The organism is Frischella japonica (assembly GCF_014489845.1).
Taxonomy (GTDB): Bacteria; Pseudomonadota; Gammaproteobacteria; order Enterobacterales; family Orbaceae; genus Frischella; species Frischella japonica.
Map to the genome: position 1 here is coordinate 160,124 of NZ_JABURY010000006.1, position 17,139 is coordinate 177,262.

General features: G+C 34.1%; 16 protein-coding genes. 3 read left to right on the forward strand and 13 right to left on the reverse strand.

Annotation, left to right across the window (positions count from 1 at the left end):
• Positions 1-20: 20 nt before the first annotated feature.
• Positions 21-755, forward strand: coding sequence for a tRNA (cytosine(32)/uridine(32)-2'-O)-methyltransferase TrmJ (trmJ, locus tag FcAc13_RS02155; RefSeq protein ID WP_187754551.1), 735 nt, complete (start codon positions 21-23; stop codon positions 753-755).
• Between the two features lie 956 nt (positions 756-1,711).
• Here the strand turns inward: trmJ and cysS are convergent.
• The 12 genes from cysS to ppdD all read right to left on the reverse strand — a co-directional run bounded on the left by cysS (position 1,712) and on the right by ppdD (position 14,452).
• A complete protein-coding gene (gene cysS, locus FcAc13_RS02160; RefSeq protein WP_187754552.1) occupies positions 1,712-3,106 on the reverse strand; it encodes a cysteine--tRNA ligase in 1,395 nt (464 codons plus the stop codon).
• A gap of 157 nt (positions 3,107-3,263) precedes the next feature.
• The gene (locus tag FcAc13_RS02165; protein ID WP_187754553.1) at positions 3,264-3,509 is read right to left on the reverse strand and encodes a GlsB/YeaQ/YmgE family stress response membrane protein; all 246 of its coding nucleotides are present in this window, start codon (positions 3,507-3,509) and stop codon (positions 3,264-3,266) included.
• A 345-nt stretch (positions 3,510-3,854) separates the two neighbouring features.
• Positions 3,855-5,225: a lysine-sensitive aspartokinase 3 gene (gene lysC / locus FcAc13_RS02170; RefSeq protein ID WP_187754554.1), complete on the reverse strand. Its 1,371-nt coding sequence runs from the start codon at positions 5,223-5,225 to the stop codon at positions 3,855-3,857.
• 267 nt (positions 5,226-5,492) lie between these two features.
• On the reverse strand, positions 5,493-7,238 hold the full coding sequence (gene ycaO, locus FcAc13_RS02175; RefSeq protein ID WP_187754555.1) for a 30S ribosomal protein S12 methylthiotransferase accessory factor YcaO: 1,746 nt from the start codon (positions 7,236-7,238) through the stop codon (positions 5,493-5,495).
• A 593-nt stretch (positions 7,239-7,831) separates the two neighbouring features.
• Positions 7,832-8,848, reverse strand: a complete 1,017-nt coding sequence (tsaD, locus tag FcAc13_RS02180) for a tRNA (adenosine(37)-N6)-threonylcarbamoyltransferase complex transferase subunit TsaD (RefSeq protein WP_187754556.1) — start codon at positions 8,846-8,848, stop codon at positions 7,832-7,834.
• 154 nt (positions 8,849-9,002) lie between these two features.
• On the reverse strand, positions 9,003-9,227 hold the full coding sequence (gene yacG, locus FcAc13_RS02185) for a DNA gyrase inhibitor YacG (protein WP_187754557.1): 225 nt from the start codon (positions 9,225-9,227) through the stop codon (positions 9,003-9,005).
• A 60-nt stretch (positions 9,228-9,287) separates the two neighbouring features.
• A complete protein-coding gene (zapD, locus tag FcAc13_RS02190; RefSeq protein WP_187754558.1) occupies positions 9,288-10,043 on the reverse strand; it encodes a cell division protein ZapD in 756 nt (251 codons plus the stop codon).
• Between the two features lie 19 nt (positions 10,044-10,062).
• Entirely contained in the window at positions 10,063-10,668 is a 606-nt protein-coding gene (coaE, locus tag FcAc13_RS02195; RefSeq protein ID WP_187754559.1) for a dephospho-CoA kinase, read from the reverse strand.
• A 192-nt stretch (positions 10,669-10,860) separates the two neighbouring features.
• A complete protein-coding gene (locus FcAc13_RS02200; RefSeq protein WP_187754560.1) occupies positions 10,861-11,637 on the reverse strand; it encodes a prepilin peptidase in 777 nt (258 codons plus the stop codon).
• Positions 11,637-12,812 (reverse strand): protein transport protein HofC, encoded by a 1,176-nt coding sequence (gene hofC, locus FcAc13_RS02205; protein ID WP_187754561.1) that lies wholly within the window; start codon positions 12,810-12,812, stop codon positions 11,637-11,639. Before hofC ends, FcAc13_RS02200 begins: the two co-directional genes overlap by 1 nt.
• A gap of 15 nt (positions 12,813-12,827) precedes the next feature.
• Positions 12,828-13,994, reverse strand: coding sequence for a GspE/PulE family protein (locus tag FcAc13_RS02210; protein WP_187754562.1), 1,167 nt, complete (start codon positions 13,992-13,994; stop codon positions 12,828-12,830).
• 2 nt (positions 13,995-13,996) lie between these two features.
• Positions 13,997-14,452 carry a prepilin peptidase-dependent pilin gene (gene ppdD, locus FcAc13_RS02215; protein ID WP_187754563.1) on the reverse strand — a complete coding sequence of 152 codons (456 nt, stop codon included), beginning with the start codon at positions 14,450-14,452 and terminating at the stop codon, positions 13,997-13,999.
• 180 nt (positions 14,453-14,632) lie between these two features.
• Here ppdD and ampD point away from each other — a divergent pair, with 180 nt between their 5' ends.
• Both ampD and FcAc13_RS02225 read left to right on the forward strand, forming a co-directional pair.
• The gene (ampD, locus tag FcAc13_RS02220) at positions 14,633-15,172 is read left to right on the forward strand and encodes a 1,6-anhydro-N-acetylmuramyl-L-alanine amidase AmpD (RefSeq protein WP_187754564.1); all 540 of its coding nucleotides are present in this window, start codon (positions 14,633-14,635) and stop codon (positions 15,170-15,172) included.
• Between the two features lie 53 nt (positions 15,173-15,225).
• Positions 15,226-15,546: a YqcC family protein gene (locus tag FcAc13_RS02225; RefSeq protein WP_187754565.1), complete on the forward strand. Its 321-nt coding sequence runs from the start codon at positions 15,226-15,228 to the stop codon at positions 15,544-15,546.
• Here FcAc13_RS02225 and FcAc13_RS02230 read toward each other — a convergent pair.
• Positions 15,536-16,936 (reverse strand): sodium:proton antiporter, encoded by a 1,401-nt coding sequence (locus FcAc13_RS02230; protein ID WP_187754566.1) that lies wholly within the window; start codon positions 16,934-16,936, stop codon positions 15,536-15,538. The two genes, FcAc13_RS02225 and FcAc13_RS02230, sit on opposite strands and share 11 nt — an antisense overlap.
• Positions 16,937-17,139 lie beyond the last annotated feature (203 nt).

Sequence of the window (17,139 nt, forward strand, 5' to 3'; positions counted from 1 at the left end):
TTTTCTTGGATTTTCAGATAATGCTTTCATTGACAAATATAAAAATCGTTTTAATCGAAACTTCACATACTGGTAATATGGGCTCAGCTGCTCGAGCTATGAAAACCATGGGTTTAACGCAATTGTGTTTAGTTAATCCCATCATTAAACCGGATTCGCAATCCATTTCATTAGCCGCCGGTGCGAGTGATATTATTAAAAATGCACAAATTGTTAATTCTATGGAAGAAGCTATTGCTGAATGCGAAATGGTTATTGGGACTAGTGCACGCTCACGTCATTTACAATGGCCTCATCTAGAGTCTTATCAATGTGGTGAGAAAATTGTGGCAGAGCTGCAACAAGGCCATAAAGTTGCATTGGTTTTTGGGCGGGAGCGAGTTGGCTTAACCAATGAAGAATTGCAAAAATGTCATTATCATGTTTCAATTCCGGCTAACCCTGAATATAGTTCATTAAATTTAGCCATGTCAGTGCAGGTATTATGTTACGAGATTCGGCGCACAATTATTCAATTTAATCAGCAACCTCAACAAATAAATGAAGCAAATGATTATCCAAAAGATATGGACATAGAACGTTTTTACCAACATTTGCAACAGACATTAATTAATACTGGTTTTATTAATGTTAATCATCCTGGGCAAATTATGGGGCGTTTACGTCGACTATTTACCCGCGCTCGTATAGAACAGCAAGAGTTAAATATTTTACGTGGTATTTTAACCTCAGTTGATAAACAACAGAAAAATTAATCTAATCAGATTAGATGTAATGTTTTTTATATTTCTGTAAATTTTAGTTCCGATTTTAATCTATTTACAAACTTGTTTGATTATTCAGCAACTGGATTTTATTAAATATTTATGCGGAGAAACAGTCTTCCCATTAACGGATTCTGGTGGCAACAAGTTAGATTGTAATATTCCTCAATAGTGCGTGTAATTATGTCGGTTAATGTTATGATAATCCATAAAATTCATTGAGTTATAGTACAGGAAAATCCTGTAAAGCTATGACGGATAATTAATTAGATATTGATAAATAATTAATCGTTATAGTGCATCAGTGATTATTATTGATTGTGGTTTGTGAAAATAGGTACTATTTGTTAATTAAGATGACTTATGCGCCATGCGGATAATTTATTTCAATGTTTCTCTTTCAATGAACAGGGCCATTATTTTTACTAGATAGCTTGTAGATCGTTTGCGAGTTTCTAAAAAACAATTTACATAAATATCCAAAATCGTATTAATCATTATCAAATAAAAAATACAATTAGATTTAAAAAATCACTAAAGTTTAGCGATATTGTTCTTATTACTCAAACATACCAAAGATTATAAAGAGTATTTGTTATTATCCAAAGTACAGTGATTAGCAGCAAAAAAGTTATCATTTATCGGTAATGACTTATTATGAGATAAAATTGTTTTTTTCAACTAAATATACCATCGATTTTTATTGTCTGGGACTTTAATACTAAAAATATTAAGTATAGAGGGTGTTAAGATTTTTAATAAGTAAATAGAAAGTAAGAAAATTTGGTTTTTACCCTGATTTTAATGTTTATTTATAGCTGTCATAAATATTTAAGTAAAAAACGAATTCTATTTAAGAATTTTTGAAAAATACATTAATGAACTAATAAATCAGTTTGTAAGTTATGATACAAACTGATTTAAGCGATTAATATTAAATTGCAACACTAGACGCTTTTTTTACGCCAAGTGGTACCGTTTGCACCGTCTTCGAGCACAATATTCATTGCGTTTAATGCATCTCGAGCTTGATCGGCAAGTGCCCAATCTTTTGCTGCGCGAGCTTCATTACGTTGTTGAATTAATGCCTCAATTTTCGCAATATCCAAATTATCTTGGTTATCACTTTGTAAAAAGTGTAGCGGATCTTGTTCGAGCAGTCCAAGTACCTGTGCTAAATAACGCAATTCAGCCGCTAACTGATTAGCTAATTCAAGCTGAATATCAGCTTTGGTTTTATTGATTTCTCTCGCAAGGTCGAATAATACCGAGAAAGCTTCAGGAGTATTAAAATCATCATTCATAGCGAGGCAAAATCGTTGTAGATAATGGCTATTAGCCGGCACATATACCAATGATTTATCTGTATCACGTAAAGCAGTATATAATCGTTCGAGTGCAATGCGAGCTTGTTTTAGGTTTTCTTCACTATAATTAAGTTGACTACGATAATGTCCCGATAGTAAGAAATAGCGTACTGTTTCAGGATCATAATGTTTTAAAACATCACGAATCGTGAAAAAATTACCTAATGACTTAGACATTTTTTCTTGATCAACCATGACCATACCTGAATGCATCCAATAATTAACGTACTGACCATGATGTGCACAAGTGGATTGGGCAATTTCATTTTCATGATGTGGAAACATTAGATCAGAACCACCACCATGAATGTCAAAATGCTCACCTAATTTATCGCAATTCATAGCAGAACATTCAATGTGCCAACCTGGACGACCTTTACCCCAAGGTGAATCCCAGCTAGGTTCATTTGGCTTAGACATTTTCCATAAAACAAAATCCATCGGGTTACGTTTAACATCGACAATATCGACTCGCGCCCCGGCTTGCAATTGTTCTAAATTTTGTCTGGATAGAATACCGTAATTCGGATCACTATCGACAGCAAACAACACATCACCATTATCGGCAACGTATGCATGGTCATTGGCTAATAATTTTTCAACTAGTTTTATAATTTGTGGAATATGCCGCGTAGCCCGAGGTTCAATATCAGGACGCTGAATATTTAAAGCATCGAAATCAGCATACATTTCTTGTAGCATGCGTTCGGTAAGTTGATCACAGGTTTCGCCATTTTCTAGCGCTCGTTTGATTATTTTATCATCGACATCAGTAATATTGCGTACATAGGTTAAGTCATAACCTAAAAAGCGTAGATAGCGCGTGATAACATCGAATGCAACAAACGTTCTGCCATGACCAATATGACATAAATCATAGATCGTTACCCCACAAACATACATGCCAACTTTTTTTGCATGAATCGGTTGAAATAATTCTTTTTCGCGAGTTAACGTGTTGAAGATTTTTAACATGAAATTTCCAGTTGGATGTTATTAACATGTTCAACAATATAACAAACTTAGTCGTAGGCTCCAATAGAAAGGGTAAAAGAAAATTTTGCCGACTACTGAGAAAATAAAAAATGTATCGGGGAAGGCCCGACAAAAGTCGGGCTAAAAATCAATAAATTTAATTTTTGATAAGGCGATAAATCCAAATCAATAAAATTGCGCCTAATACAGAAATGATTAAACTTGGGAAATTAAAACCTGAAACGCTTCCCCAACCAAGGAAAGTACTGATATAGCCCCCAATTAGTGATCCAGCAATACCTAATAAAATCGTTTTAACCACACCAACGCTTCCAATTGGCATGAAAAATTTTGCTAACCAACCAGCAATAAGACCTAAAATAATCCAGCTTAAAATACCCATGATTCTTTCCTTTATTAATGACATTGATGAAAATCTTAGTTACTACACTGTTTTAAATTTTACTTTAAAACAAGACTGATTTAGGTTTTAACATTATTACTGATTGTTAAATCTTTTTTAGACTCGTTATTGATCAATAAATCAGAAATGCAATGAGCTTGTCAAAATCAATATTTAATAACTTTAAAAAGTAATTATATTCATTTTATAAAAATATTTATAAAAATCCAATAGTTATATTTATTTTATCTGATAGGGTGTGACAATTAATTTAGTTAAAAACGCCACTTTATGATTTGAGAGGGTCTTCGAATTGGTGGGCTGTGTTACCCACCGATTAGTCAATTATTCAAATAAAGATTGATGTAGAAGATTTACAATTGAGTCGGCATCATTACTCTTAACTAAAAAGCAGATATTGTGTGTACTGGCACCATAACAGGATAGTCGAATACTAAATTGTTCTAATGGATCAAAAACTTTTTTAGCCATACCTTTAATCGTAGTTAGATTATTTCCAATTATTGCAACTAAGGCTAAATCTTCTTGCACTTCAACATTGCATAATGAGGTCAGCTCATCAAGTAATTCTTTAGTGAGTAAGCTACAACCATCGGTACTTGTACCAGTAGTATCAATCGTTAATGCAATACTAACTTCAGAAGTGGTGACTAAATCGACAGAAATATTATGTTTAGCTAAAATAGCAAATACATTAGCCAAAAAACCTTGGGCATGTAGCATATTTAGGCTATGCAGGGTTAAAAGTGTTTGTTTACGACGTAACGCGACAGCTCTAAATAGTGGTAATTCAGATTTAATACTATTGGCGCTATAAACAATCGTTCCTCCTTCATCGGGTGCTTTACTTGAACCAACAAATACAGGTATATTGCTGCGAACTGCTGGCACTAGTGTTGCAGGATGAAGTACTTTAGCACCAAAAGTCGCCATTTCGGCAGCTTCTGCAAAGGTAATTTCATCAATACGTTTAGCATTCGATGCGATACGCGGATCGGTGGTAAAAATTCCTGCTACATCAGTCCAAATATCTATTTGTGTGGCATTTAATGCTTCGCCTAGCAAAGCTGCCGTATAATCACTGCCTCCACGACCTAATGTAGTCGTTTTACCTGAACTTTCGCTGCCAATAAAACCTTGTGTCACGATGATATGTTGTGTGTTTAACGATTTAAGATGAGCACAGCAAAGTTGTTTAATTTCTTCAATCTTTGGCACTGCTTTGCCAAATTTATTATCAGTTCGCATTACTTTACGCACATCAAACCAGATAGCCTGTTTATTTTTTTGTTTTAACACTTCAACAAATAAGCGTGAAGACATTAATTCACCGTAACTGACTAATTCATCGGTAAGAGCGGGAGAAGTGGCCAAACTGGCGGCTTCGGATAAAGAGGCGATGCTATTAATAGCGTGATCTATTTCTTCGCGAAGGTGTGGATTCTCAGGAAGTTGTTCTAAAATATTATATTGAATGTTTTGGATTTTAGCGATGTGCTGCTTACGAACTTCGGGTTCACGTCCTTCAGCTAAGGCTACTAATAAATTGGTTATTCCTGCCGACGCCGATAAAACAACGACTTTAACATTGGGATTATTCAAAACGATATTTGCACTGTTACTCATCGCCTGATAATCGGCAACACTGGTGCCACCAAATTTTGCAATAACACATTGTTGACTTTGATTGCTCATTCTTTCCTCGTTATTATTCTACGGATTGGTGTCTGTTAAGATGATTTATCTAGCATTTTACAGATTTTATCTGATTAAAGTAGTCACGATTAAAAAATATTATGTTGTTATATTTTTAAGAAAATATCATGATATCTCGTTCATTGTAGAAATGATAATCAAAGATTTGTTAATATTGTTCTAAAATTGCGAGATAAATGTGATGCTAAATTAAATCATTAGCCATTCTGTAGGACAACTGTCCCACAGATTTTTGGTGTTATTTGATTAATTCATTGTTTGTTTTAATTTTGTATAAACCGATAATAATTGTTGATGAGCAGTAAATTCTGAAAGATTGTTATCAACTGCAAATAACCCAAAGAAACGTTTTTCAGCAGTGACATATTGCCACATGGTCGTAACCGTTGTTTCACCATACATTTTATTAAATGCTGCTTGGTAATCTGAAAACTGTTGTTTATCGCGCGATAATGCAAAATCGACTAGCGTTTGCAAACAACGATAGGCATGGTTACGTTCCTTACTGAAAATCGAACTATTCATTTCGATAGTCCAATCGATCCAATCTTTTGCTTGTTCTAAATCTTGTCCTGCTAAGGCTAACATGGCTTTTAATTCTCCAACGCGTAGAGTAAACCAAGCATTATCACTACCGGTTGCCAGACCTAGTAACTCACGAATTCGGCCAGAATCATCGAAACTATTATTGTCAAGTTGGTTAATCAGGGCTAAATATTGATCAATGTTTAGTTCACTATTTGGTAATGACAATATGGTATTACGCCAATCTATCGCCATGTTATTGTTAGCAATTAACAAATCTTCAGGGGGGTAAATTTCTGACATACCGACGGCTAAAATACGACAAGCATATACGTCTAAATGTTGATAATCCATAATCAAAACTTCAATATCTTGTTGCTTCATGATGGACATAAGATTATGAAATTCTTGTTCAGTTGAACCTGAAAAATCCCAATCGACAAACGCATAATCAGCTTGTTGACTGAATAAGTCCCATGAAATTAATCCACTTGAGTCAATGAAATGGGTTTCTAAATTGCTAAGATCAGCTACATCATCATTATCAAATGAAGGCGGGGAAAAAACATCTAAGTCTTTTAAGCTCCGACCTTGTAATAACTCAGTAACAGTTCTTTCTAGTGCAACCCCAAAATCAGGATGTGCGCCAAATGAAGCATAACAGGTACCATTGTCTGGATTGAACAAAACTACGCAGATTACTGGAAACTGTCCACCTAATGATGCATCAAAACAGAAAATAGGAAAGCCTTCTTGTTCTAATGATGCTATCGATTTTACGGTATTAGGATAGCGGTTTAAAACGTCATTAGGAATAGTTGGCAAACTTATAGCTTGTGTAATAATAGAGTTTTTAACATAACGTTCAAAAATTTCTGATAATGCTTGAACCCGAGCCTCGTTTTGGCTATTGCCAGCAGACATACCATTTGAAGCATATAAATTAGCAATCAAATTAACGGGGACATACACGGTTTTTTGATTTGATTGGTGTATAAAAGGTAAGGCACATATACCACGTGCATTATTACTGGATTGTAAATCAATCAGATCACGTGCTGATAATTCATGATCAGGATCATAGAATGATAATAATTCTGGTGAAAGTATTCCCTCTGGTAAGCGATTATCATCAGTAATGGCAAACCATTTTTCTGTAGGGTAATGGACGAAGTCACTATTTGCTACTTTTTGTCCTAAATAAAAATCAGAAAAAAAGTAGTTAGTCGACAAGCGTTCAAAATATTCACCTAAAGCTGAGGCTAAGGCTGCTTTTTTGCTAGCACCTTTACCGTTAGCAAAACATAGCGGGCAGTTTTTATTTTGAATATGTACTGACCAGACATTGGGCACAGGATTAAGCCAAGATGTTTCGTTAACTTCTAAATCGAAATTAGCAAGGCGTTGCTGGAAATGGGTAATTGAATCTTCTAAGGCGGCATCTTTACCGGGTATATAAGTTTTCATTAAAAAGTCTCAAAATTTTATTATGTTAATATTATTGCATTCTTAATTATAATACCTTTAATTAATGTAGCAGTTAATTATTGCAGAGAAAATCGATTATCTCTAAAAATTTTTATAGGAAAATTAATAAAAAATTGTTAATCGACAAAGACTTTTAGTCATAGCTTTTTTAATTTATGATACATCGTCGACGACAAAATTCTTTAATTTTAATTAATTGAGTGGCATTAGCATGGAGGATATTTATCGGTTAAACCACAATAATTAACGCTTTGCTTTATCAAATTTTAGTTACGCATTTGCTATGTTAGGGGATATAAGGGGATCCTATCCATTATTTTAAGTTCAGTAAGTATTCGTAACAGATACGAATTGATGTCAGTGTAATTTAATTTGAGTCATAATATTGGAAAATTAGTTTACGTTTTACCAACCACTAAAAATGAAAAAAGCTTATCATCAAATGATTATGCAGATCATTATATTTATAAAATCGATAATGAGTAGCCGCTTTGCTTCTGTTTTATATGTATAATTTAAAAATATGTTATTAAATATCCTGTTTTAACGAGTAACATATTTTTCAATATTATTCAGCAGTTGGTCAATTCGTTTAATGGCCATCGTGGTTTAACATTTATAGCTAAATCAGTAGCTTGTTGAGCTTTTAAACGCACCATGCCTGCGTAAGCTATCATTGCGCCATTATCGGTACAAAATTCTACCCGTGGATAATGTATTTGCCCATGAATTTTATGTATCATTTCACCTAGCTTTTGGCGTAACACGGTGTTAGCACTAACCCCACCAGCAATAACTAAACGTTTATATCCCGTTTGTTCTAAAGCTCGTTTAGATTTGATTACTAAAGTGTCAACTAATGCGTCTTCAAAAGCTCGAGCAATATCAGCTTTAGTTTGCTCATTTAATGGTAAATGTTGATGAATAGTATTCGCAGCAAAAGTTTTTAGACCAGAAAAGCTAAAGTCGAGTCCTGGTCTATCGGTCATAGGACGTGGGAAACGGAAACGATTTGGGTCCCCGAAACGTGCTAAACGAGATAATTTTGCTCCCCCAGGGTAATCTAATCCTAATAATTTAGCCGTTTTGTCAAAAGCTTCACCGGCAGCATCATCAATCGATTCCCCTAATAATTCGTAGTGTCCAATTTCTGTTACTTTAATGAGTTGAGTATGTCCACCGGATACAAGTAAGGCAACAAACGGAAATTTCGGTGGATTTTCTTCCAACATAGGGGCTAATAGGTGTCCTTCCATATGGTGTACTTCGATAGCTGGTACCTGCCAAGCATAGGCTAAAGAGCGTCCAATAGAGGCTCCGACAAGTAAAGCACCAATTAATCCCGGACCGGCAGTATAAGCAACTGCATCGATGTTCTGTGAGGATAATCCTGCTTCCTGCAATGCTGCCTTGATTAAAGGGACCGTTTTACGGATATGATCACGTGAGGCCAGTTCTGGAACAACTCCACCGTAATCAGCATGCAGATCAATTTGTGAATAAAGTTGATTAGCCAGCAAACCTTGTTGGTCATCATATATTGCAATACCTGTTTCGTCACAGGAGGTTTCAATTGCCAAAATTTTCATTAGTTATACTCATTACTTTTGCATAGGTCTATTCATTCGTTTCAACGTAGTGCATCATTGATCAAGTTTGATGTACTCATTCAAGAATGTCACATGTCTGATTACTAATTGGTCATATTGTCTAGTGGGTGGATTGAAAATTGCCTATTGTTCATTATGACATTTCATCGTCATGTTGGAACGTTGCCATATTGCCTTCGCTCCATAAATCTTCTTCAATGGGATCATCAGCAGCAATACGATGTGATTCATTGGCCCATTCGCCTAAATCAATTAATTGGCAACGTTTGCTACAAAAAGGTCGATAAGAATTCTCGTTACTCCATTCAACCAATTTTTGACAAGTTGGACATTTTACAATGTTTTTTTCTGCTTTCATATTTATTATGCCATTAATAACATTTTAATTAGTATAGCATAGTCTTGCCTTTACTTTAATTTAACAACACGCTAATTCAAACTCGACCAACATTTCTTGGTCATTATTATTCATAATCGGTTCCAATGGTAAAAAACGAATAGCATACCGGTTATTATTGCCAGAAACTTGTGGATATAGTTTTTTATCTAACGGGACTTTAATTCTCAATAAGCTAATGTCATCCTGACTATTTTGATAAAAATGATTAGTACAAGAGAGCTGTTCAAAGTGACTCGATTGACGAATGAGTTGCATACATAGCGATATCGTTTGAAATAAAGTCGACAAACTTTGTAACCATTGATCGATTTGCTCTTCTCTAATCGTTTGTGGTTGTTGTAACCATAGGTGAAAAAAAGGTAAATCAAAACTACAGCATCCACCAGGGATTGTGATTCGTTTACGAATTGAAGATATGAAACGATCTTCCTTTAAATCCTGACCTAGTTTAGGATTGAAATTCAGTTCGTGTATAAAAGTATTTAATTTAATTAATAGATCATCAAGTAAAGGCTTATCTACACCTGGTACATCAAGCCAAATTGATAATTTCTGTTTCTGTTCTTCAATATTTTTGAGTAAGTCACTCCGAATATCATTGCGCTCGATGATTTCCAAAAGTTCGTCTAATAAATGAAAGAAAAACAAAGCATTGTTGGCTTCAAAATTTTTATTATGTAGCAGTTGCTTAATTAAAAATTCGAGACGTAACCAAATTCGCATTTTTTCATTGAGTGGATGTTCAAAAATCACCATAGTTTTTGCATTATCCATGTGTATATATAATTAATTGCTAAATAATTTTTTGTGATAATTTAAGGTATTGTTTATGTAATTGTGTAACTTGTTGAGAAAGGTCAGCTGTTTGATCATCATTGATAATAATATCATCGGCATAACGACGTCTATCTTCACTAGTTATCTGCGATGATATCATATTTTTTGCTAAGTTTTTATCAATTTTATCGCGTTTTTGTAGTCTTTCTAATTGAACTTGCTGCGATGTTTCAATTATTAATATGCGATCAGCATATTTATGCCATTGATTTTCAATTAATAATGGTACAACCCAAATGACATATGGGGTATGGAATTGCATTATTTGTTGTTGGGTTTCAGATTGAATGATAGGGTGTAAATATTGATTTAACCATAACCTTTGTTCTGGACAATTAAAAATTATGTTACGTAATTTGGCTCGGTTTAATTCTCGGGATGGTAAAACGATATGTTGACCAAAATGGGCCACAATATGTTGATAAGCTGGTGTATCAGGTTTAACGACTTGTCTAGCAATCATATCGGCATCAATAATCGGTACTCCCAATTGCGCGAAAAGATTGGCAATAGTTGTTTTACCACTTGCTATTCCACCGGTTAAAGCAACAATATAAGGCATAATAATTAAATTAAATTCTCGATCATGTTATTAGCTTATCATACCGAGTTATAACTGCAAAGGTTTGTAATATTATTGGTTATAGCTGATTTTTATTCTCAAAAAAGCGTAAATAATCCCATTAAAAGTGAGCTATTTAGATAAAAAACGAAATAGTGATTTCAATAAAATGCTCATTTTATAATGATAAATTCAACAAATTAATAATCCATAACCTGCAATAAGTAAATATGGACCAAATGGAATAGCTGTCATTTGATTAATGGTGTGTTTCTTAAACGATTTTATCCAAGATTTTTTAATAATAAAAAAATGAATCAGACCCAATGAGCTGGCGATAATTAGCAAAATTGATAATTGAGGATATTCAAGCCAAGAGCCTAATGCGGCGAGCAATTTGATATCGCCACTACCTAAACCGATACGTTTGGTTAATAAATAATAAAAAAGGGATGGCAACCCCAGTAAAAGTAACCCAAATATACTTCCACATAATGCCTCCATTAAATTTAAACGACCGAGTTCAAAAACCGCACAGATCATTCCTAACAATAAGATTGAATAATTAAAACTATCTGGTAGTAGCAAATAAACGTAATCAATAATGATTAAAATAGTGAAAATAATACTTAATAAAATTAATATTATTGACCACAGGCAAATGCCATAATAACTGACAATTAACATGCAAATAATGGCAAAAAATATTTCAGCAAGTAAATAATGAATCGCAATTGGTGCAGCGCATGAATGGCATTTACCTTGTTGCATTAACCAAGAGATAACCGGGATAAGTGAGAACCATGTTAATTGGGATTCGCATTTGGGACAATGAGAACGTTGCAATATAATTGCATTAAAAAATTGGTGACTAGTTTGGGTTGGGGAATAACGACTTACCACTAAATGGGTAAAACTACCCAAACATAATCCCAACCAGCCAGTTACGATGATAACAATGGTACTCATTAATGGATAATGCTCCCTAATTGAAAAATTGGTAAATACATTGCTATGACTAAGCTACCGATAATTAGTGCCATGATTGAAATCATAACTGGTTCAATTTTGCTTGTTAAGCTGTCAGTTAGTTGATCATTGTGTTGTTGATAATAATTAGCTAGTCGTTCTAACATAATATCAAGAGTACCTGATTGTTCGCCAATCATGATAAGCTGAAAACAGAGTTTTGGAAAAATTATAGATTCATTAATAGCAAAACTGAAGGATTTACCTTGTTCTATGGTCATTTTGATATTATTTAGAACCTCTTGAAATATATGATGGTAAGTCGTTTTTTGGGCTGTCATTATGCCAGTGACTAATGGAATACCGGATTGTTGAGTAACTGTTAAAGTTTCGAAGATCTGCGTTAAGTTGGCTGTTGTCATTAATTGGCCGATAATTGGTAGTTTAAATAATTGATTTTCAATTATTTTTTGATAACGTTGTTTGAGGTATTTTTGATAAATAATACCAGACAGCAAACCAATGCCAAAAATAGACAGGGCATGATCGCGCAAGAAGTCAGAAAACACTATTATTGTTAAGGTAAAGGGGGGAAGTTCAGCATCAAAATTTTGATAAATATCTTTAAAATTAGGTAATACAACTAATAACATAATCAGGCTGACAGTTATAGTCATTAAAACTAAAAAAATTGGGTAGCGTAACGCTTTTTTTATTCTACTATTGAGTTGTTGACTCTTTTCTAATTGTTCAGCCAGGCGCTCAAAACAGTTTTCTAATTGTCCTGTTAGTTCTCCAGTGGCAATAATTTCTTGATAAATTATTGGAAAAATATCCGGATAAAAACGCAGGGTTTGAGTAATTGTTTTACCTTCTATTAGGTGTTGTTTAATTTCATTAAGTAACCATTGCCATTGAAGAATGGGGTGTTCATTTGATATTAGTGTTAACGTTTCTATAATTGGTAGCCCGGCTTTTAACATGGTTGCTAACTGTTTGGTTATCACAATCAATTGCTGACAAGAAAAGCTTCTTTTGGTGATATATCCTTTTGCTGTCAACTTAAAAAATATTTTTTGCTGGCCCAACAATAATTGCCGGGCTTGTATGCCTGAGTTTGCTACTATTACGTGCTGCTTGCCGTGAAGGTCGTACCAAAGATAGAGTTTTTTCATAAACATAACCACCGATTAATAATTTTCTCCCATTGCGCGTTGAACTTCTGCAAATGAAGTAATGCCTTGTTTGACTAGATTTAATGCAGATGTAGATAACGTGATAATTTGCTGTTGCTGCATTAGTTGCTGTATTTGGTCTAACGTGAATTGATTGTGCGCCAGGAGTAAGGAACGAATCGCCGGTGTAATCAATAGAAATTCATAAATACCCGTGCGGCCACAATAGCCACCAAGGCAATATTGGCAACCTTTAGCAAGGTAATGAGAATAATGTTTGGGCTGGTCATTTTCTTCTACAATCAAAGTATTTTCGGCTAAAACTTTACAATTAGGGCATAACTTCCTGATTAAGCGTTGTGCTATGATGAGTTTTAAACTCGAAGCGATGAGATATGTTTTAATCCCCATTTGATTAAGCCGGAATAGTGCTTCAGCACTTGAATTAGTGTGGAGTGTTGAAAGTACTAAGTGCCCAGTTTGTGAAGCTTGAATTGCGATTTCGGCAGTAATTGTGTCACGTATTTCCCCAATCATAATAATATCTGGATCTTGTCTTAATAACGCTCTTAAGATCGGAGCAAAATCTAATCCTGCCTTTAGATTGATTTGTGTTTGATTAATCCCTTCTAATGGGATTTCGATTGGATCTTCAACACAACAAACATTACGTTGTGAACTGTCAATATAATTCAATCCACTATATAAGGTGACAGTTTTGCCACTACCGGTAGGTCCGGTGACTAAAATTAATCCCTGAGGATTATCAAGTACAGTTTGATAATCTAATTGTTGTTCAGCGGTTAAACCAATCTGGTTAATTAATAAACTATGTTGAGCACTATCCATAATGCGTAATACAATTTTCTCACCATCAATCACTGGTAACGTCGAAATTCGCATATTTAGTTTTCCTAAACATAATAGCCCATCTTGTGGTAAACGTTGTTCGGCGATATTTAGATTAGCCATAATTTTAATGCGCACTGTAATTTGTTTAGCTAATTGAGTCGGTAAGGTATTAAAGAGCTGTAATATTCCATCAATGCGTATTCGAATACGGTAAACATTCTGATAAGGTTCAAGATGAATATCTGAAGCTCTTTTCATTACTGAATCTTGAATAATTTGGTTAGTCAATTCAATGACTTCATATTCGGCATATTGTTTAGAATTGTTCATTATTAAAACCTAAATACGTCGTTACAAGCTTGAGTCAACCCATTATTCAAAGGATTGGTTTGACAGTTCTTTGACCAACTTATATCACCATTTGTCGTATTAATTGTGGGGGTTAATACCACCGTTAGACCCGATAGAGTATTACGTCCTATTATGGTAATGAGACCGGATGCAACTTTTATGGACGCAACATAATTAGTTGTTTTAGTATCGGCAATACCATTACTTCCACTATGACAAGCCGAGAGTTTCCCTTGTTCAAATGCACAGATTTCAACAGCAGATTTATAATGACTCATGGTCTGTAACATATCGGTCATTGCTGCTTTTTGAACATAGCCTTGATAAGTCGGTAAACCGATGGCGGTTAAAATCGCAATTACTGCTATGGCGATCATTAATTCAATTAATGTAAATCCTGATTGGTGAGCAGTTAAGTGTAAAGAGTGTTTGAACATAAATGTCTCGGTAAATTTTCAAATTAATCTGAGTGATAAAACTATATTCTTTTTTGAATTTGATTTGACTTAGGAAACTAAAATATGGTGGGTAAAAAGCAAATCATTAACCAAGATTCCAACACATGATATAATTTTGCGACATGAAGTACAAAATGCTGATACTAAAATAGGATTAAAATGTTTAGCAAAATACAAAATGGTCGTTTAAGCGGAGCCGAATTTATTGCTTCGCCATTTTTTGATGAGCGACCAGTTGGCGAAATGATTACATTATTGGTAATTCATAATATTAGTTTGCCTCCTCAACAGTATGGTGGGCCATATGTTGAGCAGTTATTTACTGGCCAACTTAGCCCCAATGAGCATGAATATTTTCAATCCATTTATCAATTAAAAGTATCAAGTCATTTATTTATTCGGCGTAATGGCGAAGTTTTGCAATTTGTTTCTTTTGATAAACGAGCTTGGCACGCGGGGGTATCATGTTTTGAAGGCAAAGAAAAGTGTAATGATTATTCAATCGGTATTGAATTAGAAGGAAGTGATTTTGATGCATTTACTGACATTCAATATCAACAATTGACTATGATAACCCAATGTTTAAAAAAGTATTATCCGATTAAAGCCTTAGTTGGACATAGTGATATTGCACCGAATCGTAAAACAGATCCAGGACCTTATTTTGATTGGGAACATTACCATAATTTATTAAAATAATCGTGTAGTTATGATTAATTTAGATAAACGATAACCTTATAGTGTGAACGAACATGGATAATTTTAAACAACAGTTAAATCAGCTACTCAATGACATTGAGTTAGAGATGCAACGCATTGCGTTATGGCAAGCGCTACCTCCCGAGCCAAATGCTTTTTTAAGTGAGCAACCTTTTGCTATTGATACGATGCAATCCAATGAATGGCTTCAATGGGTATTCTTACCCAGAATGCGTGCCATTATCGATGCTAACAGTGATATTCCACGTAATTTTGCTTTACATCCCTATTTTGAAGAAAGTTTGAAAGAAGAGGAGGAGGTTTTAAACCTACTCCAGCTAATCAAAACCCTCGATGAGTTAGTTAAAGAATAAAAAACAGAAGGCTATCAATTAAAAAAATAGGCATTAATAGGCCAATTGACCAACGCATATAACCAAAAAAGCTGGGCATATCAAAACCAGATTGTTCGGCAATACTTTTCACCATAAAATTAGGTGCATTACCAATATAGGTAAGCGCTCCCATAAAAACAGATCCCATTGATATTGCTAATAAAGTTGTTGGTAAACTTTGCATAAGAAAATTCGCCGAACCAGAGGCAAGATTAAAAAAGACTAAATAAGTGGGTGCATTATCCAAAAATCCAGATAGCAAGCCACTCAACCAAAAATACATTAGATTTATTGGCTCACCATAATCGTTAGTTACTAACGATATGATATTGGATAAACTGCCTTCTTTGCCCATTTTTAAAATAGCAATCACAGGTGAAATGGTGATAAATATACCTATAAACAATTTGGCCACTTCAATGATGGGTTGCCAATTAAATTGATTTTGCTCGCGAATGGATTTGCTGGTCATGAGTGATAATAAGGTAAGAATGACTAATATCATATCACGAATTATATTGGGTAATGTGAGCGTTGTTCCTAATATGTTGATTGATATATCTGACTGCCATACACTTGTAGCCAATATGGTAACAATGATGGCAAATAAGATAATAAAATTGGTTTTTCCTTTGATGGTTAATGACAACGTTGGCTTACTTAACAATCGTTGACAGTCTTTTCGGTAATAATAACCATCAATATTATAAAATAAAATAAGTAATAATGCTGTATTGATTAATACTGGTAAACTCATGTGCTTTAATGTCCAAATAAAATCGACACCATTTAGAAAACCGATAAATAACGGAGGATCGCCCAATGGGGTTAATCCTCCTCCAATATTTGCTACCAAAAAAATAAAAAAGATGATGGTATGTACTCGGTATTGACGTTGTTTATTGGCACTTATGATAGGGCGAATCATTAACATTGCCGCGCCAGTAGTTCCCATGACAGATGCTAAAAACGTACCAATGGCGAGTAACAGCATATTATGTTTTGGGCTACCATTAAAATTTCCTTCAATTAAAATTCCCCCAGCTACGGTAAATAATGCGGCTAATAGGATAATAAATGGGATATATTCGATTAGAACAGTATGGCAAATGAGATGAGTTATCGCTAATAGACCAAATTGCCAACCATAAGCTATGATAAATAATAAGCTACAACCGCCAATGATTTTGCCGTAATGTCGATGCCATATAGTGCTAATCAATATAGGTAATAGGGCAATAGCAAATATGATTACGATAAAAGGAATCGTCCAATACAGTGAAAGAGGGGGAATGCTATGATCATTCGCATATGTGAATGGTGAAATAAAACAGAATAAACCAGTGATAATAAGCGATTTTAATGACATTTTTATTCAATATAGTTTCGATTTTGAACCGACTATTCTAACAATCATTTTTGTAAAGAAAAAATAAAACTTTCTCATTTTGTTTTAAAAATGTTCTATGTTAATTGTTTGATATATAGCGTATCTTTTGTTGTATTAGTATTTTAAATCGCGGCTATCTTCTTCTGAAATATTGTTTTATTAATTTACAGGCGATCTTTCAA